The following is a 15554-nucleotide window of genomic DNA, read 5'->3' on the forward strand; positions in this document are numbered from 1 at the left end:
CTATCTCATCATCACAGGCTGTGATTTCTGGAAGCACATTAAAAACAGGTACTTGTCCTAATACTAAATTAAAACTGCCAACAGTTGTACAAAGCTCGGCGCCATTAGGGTCACCGTTCTCATAGTTCACTGCACGAACCCAAACAACGGTATTGCTACTTACATAAGCATCTGCAGGAACAATTGGTGCTGTGTTGTTCTGGGCATCTAGCTCACTCTCATGATAACTCAAGTCAACATCAACAAGAGTATTTAAAATCTCTGCGTCTTTACTCGTTAAATCAAAAGTTTCAAAACCATCTCCATCTAAATCACATAAAAAATAATCGCTGATGGGGGAGGTAATAGATGGACTGTCGTTGACTATCAAATTTAAAGGGACTAAATCATCGCAACCTGTAGCATCAAAGACTAATCTTGCCCACACGGTTTGAAAAGAGGCGGTAGTATTGGTAAAGGCATCTGGTGTTACAAATGGAAATGCTCCTATATCTGCAAGTGCTTCAGTTGTGTGAAAAGTAACAGAGGTGCCCGCTTGACCATTTTCAATTTGAGGAATGCGCTGTGTTAAATCAAAAATAGCAAATCCATCAAGTGGGCCATCATCACATAATTCTATATCATCAGGAACCACAGCAATAGGATTAGGACGAAAAGTAATTTCTATCTCATCTGTCACAAAACAAATTCCTTGAAAAGCATCTAACCTATAGGTCCCTGTTTGAGTAGGATTAATAAATGGACCTCCAGCACTAGTTAAAGCAACCCCATTTAAAAACCATTGATACGTAAATGTAGGTCCTAGATCTTGACCTATCGAAACTATATCATTTAAACATTGCAACAAATCTGGACCTAAATCTAATCCTTGTAATGATAAATCAACTAGAAGTTCATCTTCATTATTATTCTCATTGGTTTCCATTATTGTTCCATTACCAGTTCCATCATCATCAACAACAGCTGTTAAAGTAAAAACGACTGGTGTTCCTCCACTGGGTGGAAAGTTGAGTGTTATGGTACCACTCTCAGAACCATCAATAGGTATGATTCCAGCTGTAGTAGTTTGTCCTACTAAAACACCATCTGCATAAAAAGCAATAGGAACACCAGGAGGTAAATCTTCAGTACTGTTTATATTTAAAACTGTATAGTTTACATCTATATCATTATTTTCACACAGTACCCCAATTCCGTCAATTTCAATACTAGCATCAGGAACTTCAGAATTAAAAACTGTGATCACATGATTTATTGCAATTACATCAAGAGTTGTTGTTAAAGCAACATCTACAGATGTATCTCCTGTGTTTACAGCAGCTCCAACATCAAACAAATCAAGATCCATTTGATAATTATTGGGGTTATTACTAAAGCCATTAGTACCATTAAAAACCTGATTAATTGGATTTAGTGCATTTGACATGCGCATACCATTTACACTAAGCGATTCCATAGATACAGTAGGATCATTCATATCGCCCTCCCAAGTTAAAAAACTAATTTTTGCTGAATTTGTACTCGCTATATCTAAACTATTTAAAGTAAAGTTTACATCAATTTCTTCACTTAAATAATCAAAACCATCATAAATAGACACCTGGTTTTGTGTAGAGCTTAAGTCTTCATAAACTACCACCACAGACCAACCTGCAAAACTAGATGCCCCATTGTAATTTTCTGGAGGAGATTCTAATTCTGAAAATGTATACGTTCCATTTCCTTCTGCTTGAACAATAGCTGTAACATCTGCAAAACCGCTAAAAGGATTAGCGAAAAATCCGCCTGATATTAAAAATGTTCTCGTTGCAGTGACAGGTATGCCATTTAAAGCTACTGAAAAATCTTGTTCTGCAATACCTCCTGGTTCTGTTGGAAAATTTGCTGCCCAATAAAGATAAGCTGCTATTACAGTTTGTCCAGGGTTTAATGTTAGCTCTGCATCACTTTCTGATGGAATATTTAAATCTATATTATTAAAATTATCATCAGTGATTAAAGTGTTACCAAATTCTGTAAAATTTACTTGACCATAAAACTGCTCGTACAGAGAAATAGGAACAGCATCTTGAGCAAAAGTAGTAGATATACAAAAAATCAATAATAATTGTAAATGCTTCTTCATGAGAAAGTTATTTATACTAAAATAGCGTAAATTCTATTATTTATAGCTAGTAAATAAATAAAACACACCGTTAATTTATCAATTAACGGTGTGTTTTAAGTCAAATTCTATTTAATAAATTTAAAATAATCTAACAATACTTCATCATTAACCATAGATGGGGTGAAGATTTCAAGAAGTTTTGGACCTTCGGAAATATTAAAAAATGAAGTTAATTGCTCTTTGACAGAAATAGTATTATTAGCAGTATGATACTCAAAACCAAACTGCTCGCACAATTGTTTTGCGGTCATGTTATGTTTTGTTTCAAAAAATTCTTCAAACTTATCTGAGAATTTAGCTTCTGGTAGAATTCTAAAGATACCACCACCTCCGTTATTTACAACGATTATTTTAAAATTTTGAGGTATATAATTATTCCACAAAGCGTTACTGTCATAGAAAAAACTTAAATCTCCCGTAATGAAAATTGTTTGTAATTTTGATGCGTATGCTGCACCAATAGCAGTTGTTGTGCTACCATCGATTCCACTTGTTCCTCGGTTACAAAATATGTGTACGCTTGCATCAAAATTAAATAACTGTGCATACCTAATGGTAGCACTATTACTTAATTGTAATTGTATGTTTTGAGGTAGTTGTTTAAAAATTTGAGCAAAAACAGAGAAATCTGAATATGGAATTCTATTTACATATTGTTCGTGCTTTTCCAAACGTTTATTTTTAATGTCTAACCATTGTGGGTTATAATCACCTTTAAGTTTATTGGTTAATGGCAAAAATTCTTTTAGAAAGCTATTAATATCAATTTTAATATGCTCTTTTAGATTAAAATAAGTATCATAAGCTTTTTTATCATCTATGTGCCAATGAACTGTGGGCGAATAATTTCTTAAAAATGCCTTTATCTTTTTTGATATTATCATCCCTCCAAAAGTGAGTAATATATCTGGTTGTAAATCTTTAAATTCTGCCTCGGTTAGTGGTGCAATTAATTGATCAATTGCTGGAAAGAAATCTGGATGATGAAGATTTGATGTAGTTTCTGTCAATACTATTACACTATCATCTTTTGCTAGCTCATCTAGTAAGTGTTGTTCAATACTTTCTGGTGGAACAACGCCTGCAAGAATTATTTTACGATGTGCATTGTTCCACTGGTTTGCTAATGGTTTTAAAATTTCCGCAGAAAGAATACTTTTTTTATCAATAGTTCTTGCTGGAACATTTTGAGGGTGTACTGTAAGGGTTTCAACGGTACGGTATAATGGTTCACTAAATGGCGCATTGATATGTACAGGACCATTGAGTTCTATCGCTGTGTTTATTGCGATGTTAATTTCGGTTTCATTATGAGTTTGATGCTCTTCACCTTCAATACAATTTGCGCTATACAAAACATGATTGCCATAAACGTTTTCTTGTTGAATGGTTTGACCATCTCCTATTTCTATGAGGTGTGCAGGTCTGTCTGCCGAAATTACAATAAGCGGAATGTCGCTATAAAAAGCCTCTGCTATGGCAGGAAAATAATTTAATAATGCAGAACCAGATGTACATACAAGTACTACTGGTTGTTTAAGTTGCTGGGCTATACCTAGTGCAAAAAATGCTGCGCAACGCTCGTCAACTATTGAAAATTTTTTAAAATTATCGTCACCTACAAACCCTGTAATCAAAGCGGCATTGCGAGAACCTGGAGAAATTACTATATGATCAACTGCTTTTGCGAGACATAGTTGCGTTATGGTCTGAGAAAGGGATTTGTTTGAAAATTTCATTATACAAATGTACAAATGCTTGTCTCATTTTTGAAGAAAAGAATTGAATTTTAGAAACCGAATAATTTATTATTTATAAATAACTCGTAGTTAAACCATAGGTGCAATAACGCTCAACATTGTTGCCATTTTATTTTCGGTTTCTTCCCATTCGGCTTCGGGTTCACTCCCTTGAATAATTCCTCCTCCTACATAAATATAAGCAGTTGTATCTTGGATTTTCATACATCTTAAATTAACAAAAAGGCTTGCCAATTTCTTTTTTCCGTTCACGGTGCCCAAAAAACCTGTGTAATATTCGCGATCGTATCCTTCATTTTTTAATAATATTGACTTTGCCAGTTTTGTGGGTGATCCACATACTGCTGGAGTAGGGTGTAATACAGAGGCAATGTTAGGAATTGTGGAGCGTCCATTTTTTAATACTCCTTGTATATCTGTCTTTAAATGTACTAGAGAACCAGCTACATGAGATTTAGGTCTTGATGTTTTTAAAACAGATGTTAATCGTTGTAAATTAGTTACTATTGAATCTGTCACTAATTGTTGCTCAAATTGTTCTTTATAACTCCAGACTGGCGTTTTATTTTCTATATTTTTTTGTGTTGCTGCAAGTGCCATTGTTGAGAACGAAATTCCATCGCATGAGAAAAGTACTTCGGGAGTAGCTCCACACCAGAGTCCTGTGTTAGGATGATACCATATGTATCTAAATGCAGAAAGATTAGTGTTTAAAAGTTCGTTGACTAATAATTCAAAATTAATATTAGGAATTGACACAGCCTTTCTTCTAGACGCAACAACCTTCACCACACTCTTAGTACTTATTGAGTCAATTATATTTTGAATAAAATCTTTATAGCGCTGCTCCTCTACTGGATCTGAATTTAAGGTTATAGTTTTTTGAGTAGTAAATTGAACTGCTATGTTTGACTCTAAAACTGTAGCAGTATCTTTCAAAATACACAGTGCCTCTTCTTTATAATCGAAAGGCGCAAAAACAAAAGATTCTTCACTAAAGTCTTTTGTTGAATATGCAACTGCATCTTGTTGTAAATAGGCAGTAACCCGATTGTCATTGGGTTGTGAAAATAAAACAAATGGCAAGTTTTTTTGCCAATGTTTTTCTACAGAAAGGATAAATTGAGGAAGTATCATTAATTTATCTACGTAAAGTGAGCGTTGTTAGTTTTACCATAGATATTAATTCTTCATTTTCATTCTCAATAGCAATATGCCATAATTGTGTTGTACGCCCTTTATGCAAAATTTTTGCTTTTGCGTATACAAACCCTTCTTTAATACTCTTTATGTGATTTGCTGAAATTTCAATCCCACGTATTGCAACATCTTTTTCATTTAAAAAGATAAATGCTCCTGCACTTCCCACACTCTCAGCAAGCGCTACTGAAGCCCCACCATGCAAAACTCCATCTGGTTGATGTACTCGTGAGTTAACTGGCATCTTTGCCGTTACAGTATCTTCGGAAATATTAATAAATTCAATATTAAGTGTTTCCATTAATGTGTTTTTACACATGTTGTTACACTTTTTTAAAATTTCGGCTTTATTTAAACCCATTACCTTTCATTAAATTACATTTGTAAAGCTACAAAACCCCTTTTAAATGGCTATTGAAAAATCAGTAAATTATACAAGTAAAAACACTTTTGAAACACTAAATAAACTAACTCCAAAAACCAAAAATGTATGGTTTGTTTTTCATGGTTTAGGATATTTAAGCCGGTACTTTTTAAAAAGCTTTGAAACATTAAATAATGAAGAAAATTACATCATAGCGCCTCAAGCACCTTCAAAATTTTATTTAGGGAGCAAGTTCAAACATGTAGGAGCTTGTTGGCTCACTAAGGAAAATACTGCTGTTGAAAAAGAAAATGTACTGCGTTATATTGATGCGGTTTATGAAGCTGAAATTTCAGAAACACCTATAAATTTTATTGTTTTAGGTTATTCGCAAGGTGTATCAATTGCAACGAGGTGGCTAGCCTCTAGAAAAATTCAATGCAAGCAACTTATTTTACATAGTGGCGCCATTCCAGTGGAGCTTACTCCTGATGATTTTGAGTTTTTGAGTCCTACAACTATGGTAACTTATCTTTACGGTGATGCAGATGAATATATTACCGAAGCTAAGAAAACCGAAGAAAATTTAAAAGGCGACAAGTTATTTGGTAATAGACTTGAAACACAGGTTTTTAAAGGTATTCATGAAGTTCACGTAGCCTCGTTGGAAAAATTCGCTAAGAAAAAATAAAAAGAACATGCATTTCATCGAATATTTTTGCAGAACATCATAATATAGAGTTTATTTTCTTACTATTGTAAGAAATTAACTACCAAATTATGAGACTACTAACCTTTATAACTGCACTTTCTATAACTGCTACTGCAACTTTTGCACAGGTTTCACAAGAAGAAAAAGATGCGCTTACAGATCTTTATATTACAACAAACGGTGAGAACTGGGTACATACTTGGGACTTAAACGAGCCAGTTAAAACATGGCATGGGATTACAGTTAAAGATAATAATGTAGTTGAAATCAACTTATTGTTTAATAATCTTAATGGTGAGATACCTACATCTGTTGGTAATCTTGAACATTTAGAAAAATTAGAACTTTCTTTTAATAAATTATCAGGAGAAATTCCTACAACTGTAGGAAACTTAGAGGACTTAAAAGTTTTTGCTGTAAACGGAAATCAATTAGAAGGTGTTATACCTTCATCTTTTGGACAACTTTCAAATTTAGAGCAATTACACTTAAGTAGTAACAGCTTAGAAGGTACCATACCAGTAGCAATTGGTAATCTTGAAAATTTAGAAGTTCTTAATTTGTTTGACAATAATCTAGGAGGAACAATTCCTTATGCTTTAGTAGGCAGTGAAAGTTTAAAAAAATTAGTAATTGCTGAAAATGAAATAACTAATACTGAAGCCTTTGCAGAAGTATTATTATTTGAGAAAGATGTAGATAATCCAGCTTTTAAAAACCCTGGAACGTTTGCTCCAGCAAAAACAGTTATTGCAACTGAGACTAGCGACGATGAAAATTAATGTTTTATTTTTTGTGTTATATTCAAAAAGTCCTAACAATCAAATGTTAGGACTCTTTTTTGTCTAATATTTCCGAAGTAATTCTAAAAAACCTTTATAGCTTTAATTGCTTCCTGTCTTTTATTTACATACCTAAATCCATCTTTTCCGTAAAACCCTGCTTCCTCAAGCATGATTCGTATATCCTTATTCCATTGAGGAATATTCACGGTTGTATTTAACTCAATTGCATAAACAGTATTGTGATGAAGTGGATAATCTCCAGTTACAGGAACACCTCCTTGCGAATCCCACATCCCCAGTGTTGTGCCACTACTATGACCGTAAGTCCCTAGTGGATGTGTATAGATTGATGGACGCATGCCTTCCTCTTTACCTTGCTTGAGTGACATTGCAAGCACCTCGTTTCCTGTTCTACCCGCTTTAAAATTTGATGTGAAAATATCTTGTATTCTATTTCCTTTTTTGAAAGCTTCAACTAAAAATTGTGGGACTTCAGTTTCTCCTTCTTTTAAGACATAAGCGTGTCGCTGGCAATCTGTATTTAATGTAATATAAGTTATGCCAAAATCACAATGCAATAAATCTCCCGGTATAATGACTTTCTCTTTCTCTCCTTTTGTAAATGAATAAATATGACTTTTTAATTCTTCATTATCTCTCTGCAAATCAATTGTAGGATGGAACCATGTTTCTAACCCCAATTCTGTCACTTTTTGTCGCATCCACCATACAACATCATCTGTGGTTGTTTTTCCGGGTATAATCACTTTATTAGAAAAAGCTTCGTCAATTATAGCACTAGTTACATCAACTAGTTGATTGTAGAGTTTCATTTCTTTATCGGTACGTGTTTCAATCCAACCTATAGCTAATTTTTCTGCGGAAACCACACGCTCTTTATACTGCTGTGGAAGTACATTCATTAATTCGTCATAATCTGTTTTTACGAGTCCATCAACTATTCCAAAATGTTTCGAAACATTTATACCTATATTTTTAGGGTTACGCTCTTTGATAATTTCAACAAGTCTTGCCCATTGGTCTGGTTGTTTTTCTTTATCCCATGCAGATGTTATATTATCACCTACGTCATACCGTGCAACGGCAATACGCTCCATTTTATTTGTTGCTTTGTCTCTATAGAAAACTAGCATTGTTCTGCGCCTTGCATTCAACCATTTTGCTGGCAACATTGTACGCATAACTGGATCTTCATTATATTCTCTAGCTATTACTAACCACATATCAAATCCAGTATCATCCATAAGTTTGGGGAGTAGGTTTGTAAATCTGTCTGCTAAAATCTCATCTCGCATTGTTGCTCTATCTCTTTCAGATAAAATTTGAGCATTTAATGATATTGCAATTAAAAGTAAAAGGAAGGTTACTGTTTTTTTCATAATATTTAGTTTTTCATTAAATATCGTCAAGATTTAAAAGTTCTGCAACATTTCAGAAAAAAACCTGTCAAATTCATTACAAACTTGACAGGTTTTAAAACAAACAAACTTTTATAAAAAATTAAATAGATGATTTTACAAGACGAATGAACTCTGCTCTATATCCTTCTTTGTCTAGCCCTTTTCCTGCTTGCGCCAATGTAAGTACATCTTCTTTTTTAAAAGTTTTTGTAAATATTGAATGTCTTAACTGCATCCCAAATAACGCCACAGCTGCCGAAAATTTGAAATCCTCATTCATCTGCTCTATAGGAGTAATATTATTCTTCATTGTTTTAACAATTAACTTACTTTTCTTTCCATCTGGCTCTTTGTATCTAAATTTAACAGTCAATACTTCATCTGTATTAGAAGTTTTTGTAGATTTTGTATATTTTAAACCACCAATATCTTTTAAATATGGGCTTTTTACACCCACAGGAATTACTTCATAAAAAGCAGTTACACTATGTCCACTTCCTAGTTCTCCTGCATCTTTAGTATCATCTTTAAAATCTTCATCATTAAGCAGTCTATTTTCATAGCCTACTAATCTATATGCTTGAACCACGTTAGGATTAAACTCTACTTGTAACTTTACATCTTTTGCAATGGTATAAAGTGTTCCAAAAAATTCAGATCCCAAAACTTTACGAGCCTCTTGCATTGTATCGATGTATGCATGATTACCGTTTCCTTTATCTGCTAAGGTTTCCATTTTTGAATCTTGGTAATTTCCCATTCCGAATCCAAGACATGTTAAGAAAACACCACTTTTCCTCTTTTCCTCTATCAATTCTTCCATAGAACGATTGCTTGAAGCTCCCACATTAAAATCTCCATCTGTAGCAAGGATGACCCTATTGTTTCCATTTTTTATAAAATTTTCTTCAGCTATATTATAAGCCAGATTTATTCCTGCACCGCCAGCGGTAGAACCACCAGCATTTAATCTGTCAATCGCATTTAATATTTCGGCTTTATTAGCACCAGAAGTAGGAGGTAAAACTAATCCAGCTTCACCCGCATATACAACAATCGAAACTTTATCCTCCTGTCGTAATTGATCCACTAAAACTCGTAATGCAGATTTTAATAATGGTAATTTATTTTCGCTATTCATAGAGCCAGAGACGTCAAGTAAAAAAACTAAATTAGAGGCTGGAACCTGCATATTTCCTTTCGTAATATCTTTCCCCTTCAAACCAATGCGCACTAATTGAGCATTGCTGTTCCATGGTGAGGTTGTCATTTCGGTAGTAATAGAAAATGGTTCATTTGAGGCAGGTTGCGGGTAATCGTACTGAAAATAATTTACCATTTCTTCTATTTTAACAGCGTCTTTAGGAATTTTCTGTCCGTTATTAATCATACGACGCACATTGCTATATCCTGCCTTATCAACATCAATTGAAAACGTGGATAAAGGAGCCGTTATAACATTTTTAAAGATATTCTCCCGAATGATATCATAATCTTCATTTTCAGTATTATTATAAATGACATCATCCCTATTATTTAAATGATTTTGGTTAGTGGGCATTGAACTTTTACCTCTAACAATAAACTTAGTTCCTGAACCTGTAGCACCACCGTTACTAGTAATTTTAACACCTGGCACTTTTCCATTTAATGACCTAACGACATTAATATTTCTTTTTGATTCGATTGATTCAGCATCCATTCTTGAAACAGCATAACCCAATGACTTACGCTGTTTTGTTACACCGCTATAACCCGTTACAACTACTTCGCTTAAAGTGGCTCCTTCTTCTAATACAACATCAATAACAGATTTTCTTCCCGAAATTTTAACCGTTTTTGAATCAAACCCTACATAGGAAAAAACAAGCTCACTACCTATATTAACTGTAATAGAATAATTACCATCAAAATCTGCTTGCGTCCCATTTGAGGTTTGTTTTTCTACAATATTGACACCCGCTAATGGCAATCCAGAGCTTTCTGTAATAATTCCAATAATTGTAATTTTTTGTGCTTGTAGTGGTAGCACAACAATTAATAATAAAATGTAAAGTAAATTTTTCATAACGTTGAGTTTTAGATTATGCAGTAAAACTATGTTATGAATAAATGTTAGAAAATTAAGATTGAGTGAACCGTCATTATCAATGAGGGAAGTATGATGTTCTTCGGAAATATTAAAAAATGAATTTAATTCTATTGTTCGTTAGGCTTAATAAACTTATATCTTGCTAATAAACCTTTAATTTCATTACGCTTAATTTTTCCATTTTCTGTTAGTGGAAATTTTGATAACGTGTAAATTTTCTTAGGACGCTCATATTGTGACAGTTTCTGAAATACTTCAGAATAATTGGAGATTTTTGTTGAATCTTCGGTTTCTAAAACTAGAATTACCCGCTCGCCTAACGCTTCGTCTTTCTTTGATGAAATTATAAAAGGGAGGTTTATTTCCGAAGATATTTTCTTTTCTATTTGTTCAGGAAAGACTTTTACCCCACCAGTGTTTATGACATTGTCAAAGCGCCCTAACCAAATAAAAGAAGTGGGCGTTAACAGTGTGACTAAATCATTTGTTACAATTATATTTTGAGAGATACCAGCCGCTTCGATAATTAAACATCCTCTTTCATCTATTGAAAATTTAACGTTTGGGAGCGCTGCGTATTCTATGGTTCTGCCTGCTCCGTTGATTCTTCGTACAGCAACATGCGTTATAGTTTCGGTCATCCCGTATGTAGCAAATGCTTCTACGTTTTTTTGTTGTAATAATTCTTCGAGTTCGCTTGAAATTTCGCCTCCTCCAATGATTAATTTTTTAACCTTATTAAGAGCTTTCATTGAATGATAGACTTGATAGGGCACCATTGCTGCAAAATCATACTTATTGTCATACTGGGTAATCGCGTCCTTCTCGGGTGCAACAACATGCAAATCCCATCCCATTGTTAACGCTCTTACGAGCATCATTTTTCCTGCAATGTATTTTGCTGATAAACATAAAATAGCAGTATTGCCTTCTCCCATTTTAAAAAAAACTCCTGTAGCTTTTGCACTATTAATCATGTGCAATTTTTGAAGCTTTATTTTTTTTGATTTTCCAGTTGAGCCGCTTGTTTTAACTTTAATGTAATTTTCTTCATTAAACCATTTTATAATAAACTTTGCAACGTGTTGTTCAAACTTTACTCCATCTTCTTTGAGTCGATGTGCAAATGCAAGTAAATCATCTGGATGGTCAAATTGAAGACCGTTAAATTTAAAAGCTGGGTGGAGTTGTGAGGTTAACACGCTTTTTGGGGTTCAGTTTAATTAATATTTTTTTTTATAATATCAGTTATGTTCAATTAGATTATCATTAAATGGTGCTTCTGGCGGAGATGTAGTAATAGGTGGAGTCACTTTTCCGAAGAGTTTGTCTTTCCAATTCTTCCATTTATATTTTTTAGCTAGTATTAATAATATAATTGGATACACTATAAACACTGGTAGTATAATTTCGGCAAGTGATGTTCCTGCTTCTTCTGCTGTGTAAATAAAAATTGCATCTGTTTGTAATGCGCTCCATTCTGAGGTTACTAAAATTGCTGCCATTAAATTATTACCAAAATGAAACCCTAAAGCTAACTCTAGGCCCTCATCCATAAGTGTCATAATACCTAAAAGCAATCCTGTCCCTATATAAAAAATCATAATTACCCATCCCATCTCTGCTACCTCTGGATTTGCTCCGTGAAATACTCCAAAAAGTACTGATGTGATTATTAATGGAAACCATCTATTTTTTACAAAGGCTCCCACGTGCTGCATCATGTAGCCTCTAAAAAGATATTCTTCTAGTCCTATTTGTAAAGGGAATAATAGTAAACTAATGATTAATAAAATAGTAAACTTAACTGGATCAAATTGTAGCTCTACTTGCGAAGGGTCTACAAAATAAGACAATGCAAAAGAAACTATAGTAATTATTACTATTAAAAAAAATGAAAAGAAAACCCTTCCAAAATCAATTTTTGAACGTGATGTTGTCAATGATAAAAGACTGCGCTCATGAAGAAACTTTACTAATAAAAAGAGTAACCCAAGTAAAAAAGCAAAGGGTAGTAAATTAGCTGCTAACCAAAAGTTTTTACTAGGAATAATTTCCATCAATTTACGTTGTTCCTCAGCGATGTCTATACCGTCTCCAAAAAACAAAAAGAATATTAGGTTTCCTATAAAAAGTCCTGCAGTGAGAATAAATGTGAGCCAAAACATCCAAGGGCTATTTTTTCCTTTATAAACTTGTTGAATATAATTCATAAATTAAACGTTGAAATCCCAATCAATCATTGGGTTGTACTTTATTTTACCGTTGTTTACTTCTAAAGGCGAAGGAATATTATTTTTGTATAAACTACCCGTGCCCAATCCTTGCGGCAATGTACTATTTTTTGTGAATGTATATTGCGAAATTGCGTTTAAACCTACATTACTTTCTAGTGCAGATGTTATCCACCACCCTATCCCCAGTTTTTGGGCCTCTAAAATCCACGAATCACTACCTTCAAAACCACCAATAAAGGAAGGCTTTAAAATTATGTAATGTGGCTTTATAGTTTGAAGTAATTGTTTTTTTTTCTCTTCGGAAAATATACCTATCAATTCCTCATCGAGAGCAATCGGTAATGGTGACTTTTCACACAGATGTGCCATTTTCTCCCATAGTCCTTGCATAATAGGCTGTTCAATACTATGTAATTGTAAGTCTGATAGGGTTTTTAATTTCTCTAAAGCATCGTGAAAATTAAATGCTCCATTGGCATCTACTCGCAATTCAATTTCCTCTGGTCCAAAGTTTTTACGAATAGATTTTAATAAATCTATTTCGGTTTCAAAATCAATGGCACCAATTTTCATTTTTACACAACCAAAGCCTTGCTTTAGCTTTTCAGCGATTTGGGTTTTCATAAAATTTTTATCTCCCATCCACACGAGACCATTTATTTCGATAGACGCTTTTCCGTGAGAAAAATTTGACGGAAAGATTTGAAAGGGATCTGTTGATTTTAATGATTTAAAAGCTGTTTCTATTCCTATTTGTATAGATGGAAATTCAAGGCATTCATCATATAGCTTTTTAAAACCTAGATCAATATTATCACAAACCCATTGTAATTTTATTTCATAATCTGGACGGTCATCAATACTCAACCCCTTCAAAAGTCCGCATTCACCAATTCCTTTTTTTCCTTCTTTTACAAGAATTAAAAAATAAGTTTCCTTTTTTTTTAAAACTCCGCGAGATGTACCACTAGGTCGTTTAAATTCTAAAGTATGTTTTTTGAAATTTGCTTTCAATCGTTATCTATTTATTACGAATGTTTAATGTGTGTCACATTTCCGCGAAAGCGTAATTGACATTAAAAATTACACTGCAATACTTTTGGTTATATCCAAAAGGTGCAATTTTTTCCCTGCTTTTTCAAAAGCTTTTTTCGCTTGATCGTGGTCTATTTTAATATAATCAAAGGTGTCATAATGCACGCCTAATACATTATCACATTCAACAAAATCGCTTGCTAAAACAGCATCATCAATCCCCATTGTAAAATTATCTCCAATAGGTAAAATTGCCAAATCTAGCTTAAATTGTAGCGGTATTAATTTCATATCCATCGTAAGCGCTGTGTCTCCTGCAATGTAAATTGTTTTATCGTCTGCCTTAAAAATAAACCCGCCAGGTTGCCCTCCATAGCTACCATCTGGGAAAGAACTTGTATGAATAGCATTTACATACTTTACCATCCCAAAATCAAAATTCCAGTTTCCGCCGTGATTCATGGGGTGAACTTTAAGTCCCTTTGCTTCATAGTGGTTTGCAATTTCATAATTACTCACAATTTTCGCCCCTGTATTATTAGCAATTGCCTCAGCATCTAGAATATGATCTTGATGAGCGTGGGTTAAAAAAATATAATCAGCTTTTAAATCCATTATATCCACTTTATCCTTCGCTAATTCATTACCCGTAATAAAAGGATCAACAATAATATGTGTGTCCTTAATTTGAATTGCTAGACTATTTTGTCCGTAAAATGTAATTTTCATAGTTGCTTTATTTCTGAAATTTTAATCCTTGAAAATACTGCATTTTCATACAAATAAATCACAAAAATTCTTAAAAGTAGGAAATCAAGAAAAATAAAATTGAAAAGAGAAAAGTACTCAATGCTACTTTTTTAAGTTCTGGGTCAAGCAGTATATGAGATTCAACCTTATGTACTTTTACAACATTCATAAATAAAGGTACAAATGCGATTAAGGGTATATAATCCAATAGCTCATTTGCAACTAATAGAAAATAGCTAACGGCTGCAAAAAAAGCAACTACTATCAAAGCCGTGTGATATAATTTTACTTTATCTCTTCCTAATACTACAGCTAATGTGTTTTTATCCACTAGAGCATCTGCTTCTCTGTCTCGCATATTATTGAGGTTCAAAACTGCTGTACTCATTAATCCTATTGATATTGCTGGAAGAATAATCCAATCACCTAAAGACTGTGTAAAAAGAAAATAACACCCCATTACACCTACTAACCCAAAAAACAAAAAGACAAACACATCTCCCATTGCGCGATATCCATATGCACTTTTTCCCACTGTATATTTTATTGCTGCAATTACAGCTGCAATTCCAAGGTTAAAAAACACAAATGAAAGTATGATGTTTTTATTTCCAAAGGCACTAAAAATGAGCATACTCGCAAGTAACAGTGTAATTACAGAAGTAATTATCATCCCACGTTTCATCTCTTGTCTTGAAATTAACCCACTCTGTAATGCTCTCATAGGCCCTACTCTACCTGCACTATCTGTCCCTTTTACTCCGTCACCATAATCATTTGCAAAATTTGAAAGAATTTGTAATCCTAAAGTTGTTAATAGGGCTAAAACAAATACTGGAGTCGAAAACGAATTTGCCAACAATGCGGCTGCTCCTGCAACTAAAATTCCTGAAATTGAAAGTGGCAATGTGCGTAGTCTAGCTGCTGAAATCCAAGCTCGAAGTTTAGTCATTTTGTATCTTTTTGGCAAAAATACATTTTTTGAGTTTTAAGGAGCTTACATTTTAAACATTGATAAAAAAAAGAACCCA

The 15554-nt window shown here is 33.5% G+C and carries 13 protein-coding genes; 2 read left to right on the forward strand and 11 right to left on the reverse strand.

What is annotated here, in order from left to right:
• The 4 genes from GB234_RS10385 to GB234_RS10400 all read right to left on the reverse strand — a co-directional run.
• A partial coding sequence (locus tag GB234_RS10385; protein WP_151894503.1) for an FIDD domain-containing protein occupies positions 1–2125 on the reverse strand: 2125 nt, incomplete at its 3' end.
• A gap of 107 nt (positions 2126–2232) precedes the next feature.
• A complete protein-coding gene (menD, locus tag GB234_RS10390; protein ID WP_151894504.1) occupies positions 2233–3906 on the reverse strand; it encodes a 2-succinyl-5-enolpyruvyl-6-hydroxy-3-cyclohexene-1-carboxylic-acid synthase in 1674 nt (557 codons plus the stop codon).
• 90 nt (positions 3907–3996) lie between these two features.
• Positions 3997–5064, reverse strand: coding sequence for an isochorismate synthase (locus GB234_RS10395; RefSeq protein WP_151894505.1), 1068 nt, complete (start codon positions 5062–5064; stop codon positions 3997–3999).
• 4 nt (positions 5065–5068) lie between these two features.
• Positions 5069–5488, reverse strand: coding sequence for a PaaI family thioesterase (locus tag GB234_RS10400; RefSeq protein WP_151894506.1), 420 nt, complete (start codon positions 5486–5488; stop codon positions 5069–5071).
• Positions 5489–5534: 46 nt separating this feature from the next.
• Between GB234_RS10400 and GB234_RS10405 the strand changes: the two genes are divergently transcribed.
• Together GB234_RS10405 and GB234_RS10410 are read left to right on the forward strand one after the other, a co-directional pair.
• Entirely contained in the window at positions 5535–6182 is a 648-nt protein-coding gene (locus GB234_RS10405) for an alpha/beta hydrolase (protein WP_151894507.1), read from the forward strand.
• A gap of 89 nt (positions 6183–6271) precedes the next feature.
• Positions 6272–6985 carry a leucine-rich repeat domain-containing protein gene (locus GB234_RS10410; RefSeq protein WP_151894508.1) on the forward strand — a complete coding sequence of 238 codons (714 nt, stop codon included), beginning with the start codon at positions 6272–6274 and terminating at the stop codon, positions 6983–6985.
• 83 nt (positions 6986–7068) lie between these two features.
• Here GB234_RS10410 and GB234_RS10415 read toward each other — a convergent pair whose 3' ends face one another.
• The 7 genes from GB234_RS10415 to menA form a co-directional block, all read right to left on the reverse strand.
• The gene (locus tag GB234_RS10415; protein ID WP_151894509.1) at positions 7069–8388 is read right to left on the reverse strand and encodes a M24 family metallopeptidase; all 1320 of its coding nucleotides are present in this window, start codon (positions 8386–8388) and stop codon (positions 7069–7071) included.
• A gap of 121 nt (positions 8389–8509) precedes the next feature.
• Positions 8510–10477: a vWA domain-containing protein gene (locus GB234_RS10420; protein ID WP_151894510.1), complete on the reverse strand. Its 1968-nt coding sequence runs from the start codon at positions 10475–10477 to the stop codon at positions 8510–8512.
• 131 nt (positions 10478–10608) lie between these two features.
• Entirely contained in the window at positions 10609–11703 is a 1095-nt protein-coding gene (locus GB234_RS10425; RefSeq protein WP_151894511.1) for an AMP-binding protein, read from the reverse strand.
• A gap of 42 nt (positions 11704–11745) precedes the next feature.
• The gene (locus GB234_RS10430; protein WP_151894512.1) at positions 11746–12714 is read right to left on the reverse strand and encodes a CPBP family intramembrane glutamic endopeptidase; all 969 of its coding nucleotides are present in this window, start codon (positions 12712–12714) and stop codon (positions 11746–11748) included.
• Between the two features lie 3 nt (positions 12715–12717).
• Positions 12718–13752, reverse strand: a complete 1035-nt coding sequence (locus GB234_RS10435) for an o-succinylbenzoate synthase (RefSeq protein WP_151894513.1) — start codon at positions 13750–13752, stop codon at positions 12718–12720.
• A 69-nt stretch (positions 13753–13821) separates the two neighbouring features.
• Positions 13822–14502, reverse strand: coding sequence for a metal-dependent hydrolase (locus GB234_RS10440; protein ID WP_151894514.1), 681 nt, complete (start codon positions 14500–14502; stop codon positions 13822–13824).
• 70 nt (positions 14503–14572) lie between these two features.
• Positions 14573–15475 carry a 1,4-dihydroxy-2-naphthoate octaprenyltransferase gene (menA, locus tag GB234_RS10445; protein WP_151894515.1) on the reverse strand — a complete coding sequence of 301 codons (903 nt, stop codon included), beginning with the start codon at positions 15473–15475 and terminating at the stop codon, positions 14573–14575.
• Positions 15476–15554: the final 79 nt, after the last annotated feature.

Source organism: Patiriisocius marinistellae (assembly GCF_009014635.1).
GTDB classification, from domain to species: Bacteria; Bacteroidota; Bacteroidia; order Flavobacteriales; family Flavobacteriaceae; genus Patiriisocius; species Patiriisocius marinistellae.